Raw genomic sequence first — 14,008 nt, 5'->3', positions numbered from 1 at the left:
TGCGCAAATAACAATCATAAGAGGCCAAGGATGATCAGCGTTAAAGAGAAAATAGCTTACGGCTTAGGTGACACTGCCAGCAATATTGTGTTCCAAACCGTAATGCTGTTTTTAACCTACTTTTATACCGATATTTTCGGCATTTCTCCGGCATTTGTCGGCACTATGTTTTTATCAGTACGGCTAATAGATGCGATTACCGATCCATTAATGGGTTCATTAGCAGACCGCACCCAAACTAAATGGGGCAAGTTCCGCCCTTATTTACTTTGGTTTGCCCTGCCCTTTGGTTTTATTAGTGTGCTGGCATTCACTACACCTGATCTTTCCGAAAATGGCAAAATGGTATACGCCTTTGTCACTTACACTGCGCTGATGATGGTCTATACCGCCATCAATATTCCTTATTGCGCCCTTGGTGGCGTGCTAACTGCAGACCCCAAAGAGCGAGTATCAGTGCAGTCTTACCGTTTTGTGTTTGCCATGCTGGGCGGTCTAATGGTGTCGAGTATGACCTTGCCACTGGTTGAATATCTTGGACAAGGTGATGAAGCTAAAGGCTATCAGCTAACGATTACTGCCATGAGTATCTTAGGCGTAGCCATGTTTATCGCCTGTTTTTGGGGAACCAAAGAAAGGCTGCATCCACCAGTTGATCAGCGTTCTAACTTTAAACAAGACTTTGGCTTTTTATTCAAAAACGACCAGTGGCGCATACTGTCTATTGCAGCTATCTGCTTGATGTCTGGGATGGTGCTGAGAACTAGCCTGGCGATTTACTATGTGAAGTACTACCTCAACATGCCAGACTCAGTCACCTTATTTATCACCCTTGGTATGCTTGGCAATATTGCAGGCTGTGTTCTTGCCGAGCCATTGGCGAAACGGGTGTGTAAAGTAAAGGCTTATATCAGCTTGCAGGTAATCGCCGCTAGCTTGTGTATTGTGAGTTACTTTGTCCCACCAGAGCAAGTCTACCTTGCCTTTGGTTTGTTCATCTTATGGGGCTTTAGCTTTAATATGGCAACGCCATTACTGTGGGCAAAAATGGCAGATACCGTTGACTATGGTCAACACAAAACCGGTGTGCGGATCACCGGGATGATTTATTCATCGATCATTTTCTTCATTAAATTAGGTGTGGCGATTGGCGGTGCAGCAGCGGGTTGGTTATTGGCAGGCTATGGTTATGTTGCCGACAGCCCACAAACAGCGACTGCGCTTGACGGGATCTTGATTTCCTTTACGATATACCCTGCTTTTGGCTCCATCTTGGTGGCAATTGTGATGCGTTGGTACATCCTAAATGACCGCAAGGTAAGCGAGATTAACGAGCAGCTTACATTGCAAAACCAATCACTTGCCACTAAAGGCCAATAAATGAAGCTCGGTGATTAACCAAAAGCATATGAATGTAGTCAATCAAAGCAAAAGTTAATACTCAGGGGCAGATTAAGCTGAGTATGTAGTAACATTACAGGGATAGAATCGAGTAATTTATGGCAACAATATATGATGTGTCAGTGTTAGCGGGCGTTTCATTAGCGACCGTTTCTCGAGTGATGAACAACAACACTAAGGTCAGTGAAAAGACTCGACAAAAAGTGCTCGATGCCATGGACTCACTGGGCTATAAACCAAATAACATAGCGCAGTCGTTGGCCTCTAATTGCTCCAACAGCGTTGGCGTGGTTGTGTCACAACTTGATGGTCCCTTCTATGGGCCAATGATGACCCAAATAGAAACCTCACTGCGTAGCGCCAACAAGCACGTAATCATTGCTGCGGGTCACAGTGACGAGCAACAAGAAAAAGAAGGCATCGATTTCTTAATGAGTCGCGGCTGTGATGCGCTCATTCTCGATGTTGAAGCCGTGTCAGATGACTACCTCATCAAGCTAAGCAAAGGCACCACGCCAATCGTGCTAATTAACCGCTATATTGAGGCGATTAAAGAGCGCTGTGTTTATCTGGATAACGAGCTTGGCGGCTATATGGCAACCGACCACATGTTATCGCTAGGGCATACAAACATAGCCTACATCTCAGGCCCTATGTATAAACTCGATGCCAGAGACAGGCTACGCGGCCATCAAAAGGCCATTGCAGAACATAACCTGCTGTTTGACCCTGAGCTTTGGTACGAGGGTAACTTTAGAGAACAAGGCGGTGCAGATGCTATGACGCATTTGTTGTCGCTTAATAAGCCAATCACAGCTGTTGTGTGCGCCAGTGATCAGATGGCGTCGGGCGCAATTGCGGTGTGCATTGAGCGTGGACTAAAAGTACCTGACGATATCTCATTTATCGGCTACGACAACATTCCCTTCCCGGCTTACATCACACCAACGCTCAGCACCATAAGTAACCCCATTGATGATATGGGGCATATGGCTGCGCGCTGGGTGCTAAAGCAGGTTTACAACCATCAAGAAGTCGATGTTGACAGCTGCTTTAAACCAGAGTTGTATGTTAGAGGTTCAGCGAAACAAGCTTAAGCCTGTTTTATATGACAAAGAAAGAGTGGACAGGGTTTGAGTATCGTTAGTATTAAATCGAGAAGTAAGATCGATCAAGCTACCTTCTCATTTGGTAGTGTTGAAGCAAATACAGATACTATTAACGGATACAGTTTATATTGTGCAGGTTCTCAATCTCACTATATTGACAGGTTTATGCCGATAAAAGGCGATAAGCTTCAACGTGTAATTGGTAATTTAGAGACATTAGAAGATACAAATTTCGTTGGTAAAGTTAAGTTTAAATGCGGTTTTGCTAATGTTAATTTCAAATTCAGTGGTCACTTCCCCGAAAAGGGAGTGCAAGTAAAAACGTACATTACAGGCTTATTGTTTTATAGTAGCGCTGTTGGTCATTCTTATATTTCAAAAGAGCAATTAGAGGTTCTCATTGCTCACCTCAAAGATTGTGTATAGTCGTCATATAACTAGCACTAGAAGCGCTTTGGACAAAGAACTCGCGCAAATTCTTGCAAGTTCCGCCTCGTACCTAACCCATATCGTCGGCAAAACAGCCCCTTAGCTGGGAGTTTGTCAACCTTGAATTGAGCTGAACAGGAGCTTGCTTACGTGTGCGAATACTGCGTTTAGCTAACTTCTCTTAATGCGCTCTTTCATTTGGCTTTCATCTGCCCTCTCAGGTGGCTTAGCGCCTGCGCTACTGCGCAGGCTGTACTCTTTCCATTGTTAATTCCATCACTCGCGCAAGCTGTAATGTTCAAATTAACTTCGTGGCCGAATTACCAAAACTCCATACATTCAGATACTTAATTTAAACTGCTATCAATTCAAATCCATAGTGACTTTGAATGCATTAAGCACACCTCCCTCTAAAGCCACTAACCGAAATCCTTTTTCCTACCCATAAAAAAGAAAGCGCTTACATTTCCATCATTTTAACGAGTAGCAAACCTTGCTTGATAAAAGCCTTTATAAATCAATTGCTAATATAATACTCTTTACAAAAATATACACACGAAGTTAATTTTTTGTAATAAAATCGTTTTAATTTTATTGACTGCGGTCACAATTTAATCTAGGTTTTAAATGTAAGCGCTTACATTGAGTCTGAAAACAACACTTTATTAACACTAATGTGCTAAGTCAGATCGCGTAGGCGCTAAAGGAGAATTACAAATTTGTTTACGTTTGAGGCGTAAACAAAACCTACAAAAGAAAATCTAGTCAATGGGGATTTCCTAGATGAAAACAAGAGCATTTACCAAAACCAAGGTCGCGACAAGTTTGTCGTTAGTGCTTGGTCTCGGTTCAGTAGCGCCAGTACAAGCAGCAGATGACGCTTCCGAAAACGAAAACATAGAAGTAATCCAGGTCAGCGGTATTCGTGGCAGCTTGATTAAATCAATGGATTTAAAGCGCGGCTCAAGTGGGATTGTCGATGCGATTAACGCAGAAGACATAGGTAAGTTCCCAGACACTAACCTTGCAGAATCACTGCAACGTATCACGGGTGTATCGATCGATCGCAGTAACGGTGAAGGTTCTCGTGTATCTGTGCGCGGTTTCGGTGCAGATCAAAACCTAGTTTTATTAAACAACCGTCAAATGCCGGTCACTACAGGTTCACGCTCATTTGATTTTGCCAACATTGCTTCTGAAGCAGTTAGCGCAGTTGAAGTTGAAAAAACCGCTAAGGCGCAAAACCCAACCGGTGGCATAGGTGCAACGATTAATGTTTTGACGCACAGACCACTGAATAACCCGGGCATGAAAGCTACCTTTGGCGCTAAAGCGGTTGATGACACATCAACAGACAAAGGCTCAGTGACACCAGAGCTATCTGGCTTGTATTCCAACACATTTGCCGATGACAAGTTTGGTATTTCGATTTCGGCCAGTTACCAAGCCCGTGAAAGCGGCAACCAACAGGCACAAGTGGGTACAGGTTGGCGTTCGTTCCCTGGCAGTGTTGACCAAGACTGGAGCGGCGCTCCGGGTGCTAACCCTGAATGGGGCGGCGTACCAAAAGATGACAACCAAATTAATCGCCCTGGTGATGACGATGTTTACGGTGTACCACAAACCACGATTTACCGATTTGAAGAGGTTGAGCGTAAGCGTACTAATGGTCAATTAGTACTGCAGTATGAGCCAACTGAATCAATTCGAACCACACTTGATTACACCTACATGCGTAACGATATTGAAACTCGTCACCATGATGTTTCAGCCTGGTTTAACTTTGTGCCGACCCAAGAAAGTACCTGGTCTGATGGCCCAGTTTCATCACCACTTGTTTACTCTGAAACTTACCCAGACGGCGGCGCCGACCTTTCAATGGCAGCTGGTATTTCTGGTACCCGCGATCAATCAGGTTCATTAGGTTTCAATGTTGAATGGGATGTATCAGAGCGTTTAGCACTTGAGCTTGATTATCACAGCTCATACGCGGAGCAAACACCAAACAGCCCATATGGCAGCTCAGCAAACATGAGTACTGCAGCGTTTATTAGAAACAGTGCAGCGACTGATTTCACTGGTGACATCCCAGTATTAGCTGTCGGTACAGATAAGCCTCTTACCCCTGAAGACATGCGTGTAACAGGCTCAGTATTTGGTAACTCGCAAAACCGATCTGAAATCGACCAACTACAAATCAATGGTAACTTTGACTTAGAAGAAGCTGGCACCATTGATTTTGGTATCGCTCTAACAAACGTTAACAACCATTCACAATCGGTCAATGTACAACGTAATGACTGGGGCGGTGTGGGCCAAGCGGGAGACCTAGACCCTGCATGGTTCCCAGCTGACACAGTACAAGATAAGTTTGATGGCTCAAAAGGTAATTTCTCAGACTATCAAGGTAGTGCATCGACTGTGCCGCTAGATACTATCTTCTTCTGGGATTTTGAAGCTGTACGTGCTCGTGCTGCTGAGCTTTATGGCTCTACCGCTATCGGTGACTGTGGTAATGGCTTCTGCCCATCTACTGACTATGCCAGCGACACTGACCGTTACACTGAAGAAGAATCGCAATCAGCCTATATTCAGTACAACTATATTGGTGAAATCGGCGACATGCCATTTGATGTGCACCTAGGTTTGCGTTATGAAAAAACAGATGTAACCTCTAGATCAGCAGTAACTGCTTATGATACAGCGACTTGGATTGCTGAAACCGAGATTGCGCTAAGTAGCAATGCAGCTGACAACCGCGTATTCCAGACCCAAACTGGTGATTACGATTACTTCTTACCTAACTTCAATTTCAATATTGAAGTCATCGACAGCGTATATGTTCGTGCAGCGTATAGCCAAACTATAGGTCGCCCAGATTACACCTCAATTCAAGGTGGCACCACAGTCGGTACCCTAGCTAACCGTGGTGGTGGTAGTGGTACCGCGGGTAACCCAAGTCTGTTGCCGCTTGAATCGACCAACTATGACTTGTCAACTGAGTGGTACTATGACGATGCAAGCTATGTATCTGTGGGTTACTTCCGCAAAGATGTAACTAACTTTATTGACAGTAACGTAGTTGAGTCGAACATTTACAACATTGCTGACCCGTCAAACGGTGTGTACGTACAAGAAGCAATTGCCGCTGGTGCAACGACTGCAATTGAGCAACGTCAGTGGATTTATGATAACTATGGCGCAACCGATCCAAACGTGACGCTTAACCCAGATAACGGCAACATCGAAATCACGGGTAACCCTGGTGACCCTGACATGACATTCCTTATCACTACCCCATCCAATAGCAGCGATAGCTCAGTAATCGATGGTTGGGAATTTGCGGTGCAGCACTTCTTTGGTGATACAGGCTTTGGTATGCAAGCCAACTACACCTTGGTTGATGCTGGTGACAGTTATGATAATACCAACCTAGGTCGAGCGGGTGACCCCGAGCAAAACGTACTCACCAATATATCAGATACCGCGAACGTAATTGCTATTTATGAGAATTACGGATTTTCGGCTCGTTTAGCTTGGAACTGGCGTGACAAGTTCTTGAATCAAATCGGCGATGGTACAGGTGCCAACCCAACCTACACTGAAGCCTACTCACAGGTTGACTTTAGCGTTGGTTACGATATTCCAGCTGTTGAAGGACTCACAGTGTTCTTTGAAGGCCTGAATATTACTGATGAAAGCACACGTCAACATGGTCGTAGCGAGACTCAAGTACTTAACTACACCCAAACTGGTGCTCGTTACAGCCTAGGTGCACGTTACACCTTCTAACACTCTGTTAGAAAACCAAAGGTCTAGCTTAACCATTTGTCGTTGTTTTACAGGTTAAGCTAGCCCTGTTCAAAGTTAGGTCGTTTGGGGTAACCCTGTTACCCCGCTTTTTTATAAGGAACATAAAATTTGGCGATAAGGATGTCGCCAATTTTGTTTAACCACTTTTTTGTACAAATGACTTTGTCAATGCAGGCCGTGGCGAAGCGAAAGCTCAAAACTGAGGCAATTCACTGAAGATTCAGCCGAAACAATTATTTAACACCCAAGGCTTGCAAGCGCTTACAATTTGTTGAATGCTAGAAATTTCTAGCTGTTACATCAAAAAGGTAGCAGAAATAAAAACAATAATAAAAAAACCTAGGTATGAGCTATGCAAAAACCAATTAGCAAGATAGTCATTGTTGGTGGTGGCGCTGCGGGGTGGATCACCGCAGGATTACTTGCGGCTCATCATAACGCTGACAAAGGTCAACTTGCTCCCTCGCCTAAGCTTGATATCACCTTAATTGAATCTCCCGATGTCGCCACTATTGGCGTTGGTGAAGGTACCTGGCCGTCAATGCGCAGCACACTTGAGAAAATTGGTATCAATGAAACCCAATTTCTTCTGCATTGTGACGCCAGCTTTAAGCAAGGCTCAAAATTTATCAATTGGTGTACAGAAGCAACTCACAACCCTCTGCAATCTCCAGCCAGTTACCTGCATCCATTTAGCTTACCCGCTGGGCAACCACAATTTGATATCAGCAATTATTGGCTACCGCATCATGAGCAAGTAGCTTTCGCGGCTGCAGTATCAAACCAAGAAGCAATCGCTAAAGCGTCACTTGCGCCAAAGCTTGGTTCGACTAAACAATATGGCTTTATTAACAATTACGGCTATCACCTGGATGCGGGTAAATTCAGCGAGCTATTGCGCGAACACTGCACGGGTAAGCTTGGCGTTAACCATATTCGCGATCATGTTGATGACATTCATCTAGCCGAGCTTGGGGATATCGAGTCGGTGCAATGTCGTAGCAAAGGCTTGATTAACGGCGATTTATTTATCGACTGCAGTGGCGTAAAAAGCTTACTGCTCGGCGGCGCATTAAACGTGCCGTTTATCTGCCAAAAACAGGTGTTGTTTAACGACTGCGCCCTGGCTGTACAAGTTCCTTACGATAACGATGACACGCCCATTGCGTCAAACACCCATTCTACCGCATTAGATAATGGCTGGGTTTGGGACATTGGCTTGCCTACGCGTCGCGGCGTTGGTCATGTTTATTCGTCAGATCATCAAAGTGATGACCAAGCCCTTGAGCAGCTAATCACCTACTTAACCCCATCTATTGGTGATAAAGCTTCAGACATCAACCCACGCAAACTCAGTATCGCGCCAGGTTACCGCGCGAGTTGTTGGCACAAAAACTGTGTAGCCATTGGCATGGCATCGGGTTTTATCGAGCCACTTGAAGCCTCGGCGCTAGCATTGATTGAGTGGCTAGCAAGTCAGGTTGCTGAGCAGCTGCCGGCAAATCGACAGGTAATGGACACCATTTCTACGCGAGTAAATAAACAATTTGAGCAGCACTGGCAGCAAATCATTGAGTTTTTAAAGCTGCATTACGTATTAAGTGAGCGCCAAAGCGATTACTGGCAAGATCATAGACACGAAACAAGTAGCAGTGACGAGCTACGACATAAGCTTGCACTGTGGCGACACCATGTGCCAAGTGTCGCAGATATTAATCACCGCAACCCTTTATTTCCTGCAGCCAGTTACCAGTATGTACTTTATGGCATGCGTCCAAATTACACCGCGATGCCAGCCCAGCTTAAACCATCGCTAAAGCGTCAAGCGCAGCAATTATTTAATGAAAACCAGCAACGCACAATGCAACTCGCGAAAGCCTTACCGAGCAATAGAGACTTATTACAACAACTCGCGAGTCACCCGTTTCCATTAATTTAGGACTGACTACAGGTTTAATACCAATTAGGATAAATAAGTGTTCAAAGATTACGCAGAAAAAATCGCTTAGAACAAGGCGGAAATTGCAGCTAGCTAGTGGCTCTAACTACAAAATTTCTAACGAAGTTATAAGCGATTTTAGCCAGTAAGAATGATCACACTCTTGTGCTAATTGGTATAAGTAGCGCTCTAATTAAAACAGCGCTGAAGCTATAAATATATAGCAGCAAGCGAAACGGCAGATATAACAGATAACAATTAACAATTAACAACTGCAACGAACAACAGCAATGAAAGGACGTCCACTATGAGCCAACATGTGTTACTGAACAGTGTCGAGCACCAAAACATCAAAATTGATACCCGCCATAGTGGCGAGCTAGGTGATAACGTGTGGTTCTCAGTGACCTTCCCGATTGAGTTTCGCTCTGTGCAAGCCCACTACCCTATTTTCTTCAACAAGGATACCAATGGTCAGTTTTATCCTGTGGCCTTATTTGGGTTTCAGCAGCAAGAAAACCTGTTCTTAACCGAGCAAGGTTGGGATGCGAGCTATGTACCACTCACCGTGCGCAGGCAGCCATTTTTGATTGGTCAACAAACCTTGCAAGAAGATGGCATTGCGCAACAGCAGCGCGTTATTCACATCGACATGGCAAACCCAAGAGTTGGCCAGGATGGTGAGGCGCTATTCCATGAGTTTGGTGGTAATACCGACTATCTTGAGCAAGTCGCTGACATGCTAGAAACCATTCACCATGGCCTGCAAGACAATAATGCCTTTATTCAAGCTCTTATCGAGTTAGAGCTGCTTGAGTCATTTACCTTAGACATTACTTTAGACAATGGCAGTCAAAACCAAATGATCGGCTTTTACACCATTAATGAAGATACCCTCGCAGAACTGCCAGCCGATGCCATCACTAAGTTGCATCAACAAGGCTACCTGCAAGCCATATATATGGTGTTAGCGTCGCACTCAAACATGCGTAATCTAATCGACCGTAAAAATGTCCAGGTTGGCCGTGCATTTAACTAGTAGCCAAAACACTATGAAGCAAGCAAATACTAGCTCATCACACCCGTACCAGGCGGTTGAACACATCAAGCTCGGCGCTGATGATATGAATCAAGTGTTGGCGATCATTCACGATGCGACCAAGCCATTGGTATTTGAAGGCTTGTGTGAGCATTTCCCGATTGTGCAAGCGGGCTTAGATAGCAGCGACAGTGCAATGGCGTATCTGCAACGCTTTAACGCAGACAAGCCCATCATAGGCTACAAGATAGCTAGCGAGCATCAAGGCAGAGTGTTTTACAACGATGAGCTAACTGGCTTTAACTACTCAGCAGGTCAAGCACCGCTCGCTGTAGTACTTGATCATTTAAAACAAGAGCAGCAAACGCCAACTGGTACTGGCATTTATATGGGCTCTACCGATGTGCAGCAGTTTTTTCCAGGATTTGCCGAGCAAAACACATTACAGCTTGGTGGGCTTTCACCGCTAACTAACCTTTGGCTTGGCAATCAAACCAATGTTGCTGCGCATTTTGACTTCCCGTTAAATCTAGCTTGCAATTTGGTTGGCCGCCGCCGCTTTACCTTATTTCCGCCTGAGCAAATCGCTAACTTGTATATCGGCCCTATGGAGTTTGCTCCAGGTGGTCAACCAATCAGTATGGTTAATGTTGAGCAGCCTGACTTTGATAAGTTCCCAAAATTTAAGCTGGCTCAAGCACAGGCTCAACAGGTAGAGCTTAACCCGGGCGATGTGTTGTTTATCCCAAGCATGTGGTGGCATCAGGTAACTGGAGTCGATGACTTCAATGTATTACTCACCCACTGGTGGCGCGACACGCCAGGCTTTATGGGCAGGCCTAACAATTCACTAATGCACGCTATGCTAAGTCTGCGCTCATTGCCAAAAGCTCAGCGTCAGGCATGGAAAGCGATTTTTGACTACTACATCTTTAATGATGAGCTAGACGACAATCAACATATTCCCCAAGGCGCTCAAGGCATGTTGACCACACCGCTAGATGAGTTAAATGCCCGTAAGCTGCGGGCAGACCTTAGCAATAAGCTCAGACGTTAACCCAATTACAAACCCATAATACTAATAAGATACCTAAAGAAGGATCCCATTATGACAGCACAAGTAAAACGCGTAGTAATTGCTGGCGGTGGCACCGCTGGCTGGATGACAGCTGCTGCAATCACCAAATTAATGGGTAAAAACCTCGATGTGGTACTGGTTGAGTCTGACCAAATCGGCACGGTCGGCGTGGGCGAAGCGACAATTCCAACACTGCACCTGTTTCATCGATTACTGGGATTAAAAGAGCAAGATGTGATGGCAGCAACCAATGCCACCTTCAAACTTGGGATTAATTTTGAAAACTGGCGCGACGTAGGCAAAGACTATCTGCACTCATTTGGTTTTTTAGGTAAAGACTGCTGGGCATGTGGCTTTGCGCATTTTTGGAATAAAGGACAAAAACTGGGTATCGTTAAACCCATTGGTGATTACTGCACCGAGCATTTAGCCGCACGTAATGGCCGTTTTGCGGTATTACCCAATCAAGACCAAAACCATGCATACCATATGGATGCCACTTTATACGCCCAGTTTTTACGTAAGATGGCTGAGAGCTTAGGCCTAAAGCGCATCGAGGGCAAAATTGCGCAGGTTTTGCAGCATGATAATGGCAATATAAAAGCGTTAGCGCTTGAAAACGGTGAGATGGTTGAAGGAGATTTGTTCATCGACTGCACCGGCTTCAGGGCGTTATTAATTGAGCAAACCCTAAATACCGGCTTTGAAGATTGGAGCCACTACCTACCCTGCGACAGCGCTATTGCGGTGCAAACTCGCTCAGTGGGTGAGCCAGTTGCCTATACTCGCTCAATTGCCCATCAATCTGGTTGGCAATGGCGCATCCCGTTGCAAACTCGTACTGGTAATGGTCTCGTTTATTGCAGCAAATTCTTAAGTGATGCCGATGCTACTGAGCTGCTGATGAGCAATATCGAGGGTGAGCCGCTAAACCAACCTCGCGTCATTAAATTCAAAACCGGCACTCGCAGAAAACACTGGAATAAAAACTGTGTTGCCATTGGTCTTTCAAGTGGTTTCTTAGAACCACTTGAGTCCACCAGCATTCACCTTATTCAACGCAGCATTATTCGTTTATTGCAGCAATTCCCATCAACTGGGATCAATGAGTCGGATATCAACGAGTTTAACCAACAAACCCTACTGGAAATGGACTATGTTCGAGACTTCATTATTCTGCATTACAAGGTGACAGAGCGTAAAGACAGCCGCTTTTGGCGTCACTGTAAGAACATGGAAATACCACAATCCCTCGCCCATCGTATTGAGCTGTTCAAAGATTCGGGCAAGGTATACAAACAAGACAGCGATCTGTTTGGTGTAAGCTCATGGGTACAAGTGATGTTAGGCCAGGGCTTAACACCAAATAGCTATCATCCAATCGTCGACATGATGGAAGATGAAGAGCTCAACGCATTTTTAGAGAATATTCGTGGCAATGTAAAACGCAAAGTTGATGCGCTACCGGCACATTTTGATTTTGTAAAACACTATTGCCCGTCGAAAGTGGCTCTAGATTAACAGCACCAGTGAGTTAACAAGTGCTAAATCAAACAAGGAAAAGGAGCAAGCGTGCAAGCTGTCGAAAATAGGGTTATTGAAGTAAAACCATTTAAACCTATGCTAAAGCTGATTGGCCACAGCCGCACGCCTGTGATCATCATTGACGATTTTTGCCATGACTTAAGTTTGCTGCAACAAATAGCCGCAGATGCTCCGTTTGCACCCGACTCACATACTTTTTACCCAGGGCTGCGAGCACCGCTACCCAAAGATTACAGTATTGAAGTCATCAACTACCTGTTCCAAATGGTGTATGACGTTTATCGAATTCCGCACTCATTGCGCCTAACGCCGCAAAACCTGGTGTTTTCATTGCTGACTAAAACAGCAGACCAGCTGGCTCCAGCCCAGTGTATGCCGCACTTTGACACACCAAGCCCTTATTACTTTGCCATTTTGCATTACCTAAACGACAGCTCACACGGCGCGACAGGTTTTTTCCGTCATAAATCAACAGGTTTAGAGCGAATCGACCAGCAGAATATGCAGCATTACTTTAACCAGTTAGACAAAGAAAATGCGCAGCAAGCCCAGCGCAATGATTGCGAGCCAACCCCAGCCTACTGCACTAACAGCAATCACAGCTTTGAGCTCTACGATCAAATCGAGTACAAGCAAAACCGCATTGCCATCTATCCCGGCAATTTGCTGCACTCAACATTGGTAGACCCACAAACAGACATTGATGCCAACCCTGAAACGGGCAGACTCACTGCTAATTTGTTCTTACATTTTAAGTAAATGAGATGACTGACAACTGGAAGGTTTTGGTGAGGTGGTAGCGTCACAGCGTAAATAAGCTTTGTTAACCCAAAGATTTCTTGTTGTTATTTCACGCGGTTTGCCTTTGCGAATAAGCCAGCCAACATAAATTAAGCTCATGATAATCGCCATTGCGCGATACAGGTTTGCATCTAACTGCCCTACCGCACCACCTGACATTACAAAGAAGTTGTACGCTGCATTCATAAAGAGGTGCATCCACATCGGAAACCAAATTCGATAATTACACTCACAATATAGCCACGCAAACCAAGTTCCTCCGACAGCAGTAATGGCGAAGGCCAATAATGCTGATATTGCATCGTTACCTTGATAAATATGCGCTAAACCAAATACGCTGGCGCTGACCAATGCCGCTGGCACAAACCCGAGGCCACAATAGCGAAATAGCACACCAAATAACGCTGCGCGAAATATCACTTCTTCAAAAAAGCCCGCATACACCGAGCCAATCATAAAATCGACAAATGACGAGTTAATCTCGTGGCTGAGGTACCAGTATCCGGCAAACATAGGCAAACAACAAACGATAGCGGCCAGGCCATAATTTAGCACCCCGCGAGGTTTAAGGCCTAATATCTCAAGCCAACCTGCACGCTTAAACATCCAGTAAGCACATAACAACATAGGCCCATAAATAAAGGTAAGGATTATGGGTTTACGTAAGAGGTTTGTTTGGCCATCAATATTCAGCAGATATTCAGACCAATTTTCTCCCCATAGTTGCTTCATGAAAAAGTGGCACAGTGCGAATACCAAAATGAACAGAAGTGCTTTTGTATTTCTTGTCATAGCGAAAACCTTTTAACGTATATATTGAACACACGAAAAGGTTGTCACTTATATAGAGTGAG

At 44.9% G+C, this 14,008-nt stretch carries 10 protein-coding genes; 9 read left to right on the top strand and 1 reads right to left on the bottom strand.

Features of this window, described 5'->3' with window-relative positions:
- Positions 1-30 precede the first annotated feature (30 nt).
- From EXU30_RS17380 to EXU30_RS17340, 9 genes are all read left to right on the top strand, one after another.
- The gene (locus EXU30_RS17380; protein WP_130602163.1) at positions 31-1,380 is read left to right on the top strand and encodes a glycoside-pentoside-hexuronide (GPH):cation symporter; all 1,350 of its coding nucleotides are present in this window, start codon (positions 31-33) and stop codon (positions 1,378-1,380) included.
- A gap of 119 nt (positions 1,381-1,499) precedes the next feature.
- Positions 1,500-2,498, top strand: coding sequence for a LacI family DNA-binding transcriptional regulator (locus EXU30_RS17375; protein WP_130602161.1), 999 nt, complete (start codon positions 1,500-1,502; stop codon positions 2,496-2,498).
- Positions 2,499-2,534: 36 nt separating this feature from the next.
- The gene (locus EXU30_RS17370; RefSeq protein WP_130602159.1) at positions 2,535-2,936 is read left to right on the top strand and encodes a hypothetical protein; all 402 of its coding nucleotides are present in this window, start codon (positions 2,535-2,537) and stop codon (positions 2,934-2,936) included.
- Between the two features lie 786 nt (positions 2,937-3,722).
- Positions 3,723-6,731, top strand: a complete 3,009-nt coding sequence (locus EXU30_RS17365) for a TonB-dependent receptor (protein ID WP_130602157.1) — start codon at positions 3,723-3,725, stop codon at positions 6,729-6,731.
- 373 nt (positions 6,732-7,104) lie between these two features.
- Positions 7,105-8,691 (top strand): tryptophan halogenase family protein, encoded by a 1,587-nt coding sequence (locus tag EXU30_RS17360; RefSeq protein ID WP_130602155.1) that lies wholly within the window; start codon positions 7,105-7,107, stop codon positions 8,689-8,691.
- 307 nt (positions 8,692-8,998) lie between these two features.
- Complete coding sequence (locus tag EXU30_RS17355) at positions 8,999-9,730, top strand: SapC family protein (RefSeq protein WP_130602153.1); 732 nt, start codon at positions 8,999-9,001, stop codon at positions 9,728-9,730.
- A 13-nt stretch (positions 9,731-9,743) separates the two neighbouring features.
- Positions 9,744-10,787 (top strand): cupin-like domain-containing protein, encoded by a 1,044-nt coding sequence (locus tag EXU30_RS17350; protein WP_130602151.1) that lies wholly within the window; start codon positions 9,744-9,746, stop codon positions 10,785-10,787.
- 51 nt (positions 10,788-10,838) lie between these two features.
- Complete coding sequence (locus EXU30_RS17345) at positions 10,839-12,329, top strand: tryptophan halogenase family protein (RefSeq protein ID WP_130602149.1); 1,491 nt, start codon at positions 10,839-10,841, stop codon at positions 12,327-12,329.
- Between the two features lie 51 nt (positions 12,330-12,380).
- The gene (locus tag EXU30_RS17340; protein ID WP_210147229.1) at positions 12,381-13,112 is read left to right on the top strand and encodes a DUF6445 family protein; all 732 of its coding nucleotides are present in this window, start codon (positions 12,381-12,383) and stop codon (positions 13,110-13,112) included.
- Here the strand turns inward: EXU30_RS17340 and EXU30_RS17335 are convergent.
- Entirely contained in the window at positions 13,098-13,946 is an 849-nt protein-coding gene (locus tag EXU30_RS17335; RefSeq protein WP_130602147.1) for a CPBP family intramembrane glutamic endopeptidase, read from the bottom strand. The two genes, EXU30_RS17340 and EXU30_RS17335, sit on opposite strands and share 15 nt — an antisense overlap.
- Positions 13,947-14,008: the final 62 nt, after the last annotated feature.

Origin of the sequence: Shewanella maritima (assembly GCF_004295345.1) — a bacterium.
Taxonomy (GTDB): domain Bacteria; phylum Pseudomonadota; class Gammaproteobacteria; order Enterobacterales; family Shewanellaceae; genus Shewanella; species Shewanella maritima.
Note: the sequence above shows the minus strand (reverse complement) of the source record. Positions and strands in the feature narration are given on the sequence as shown.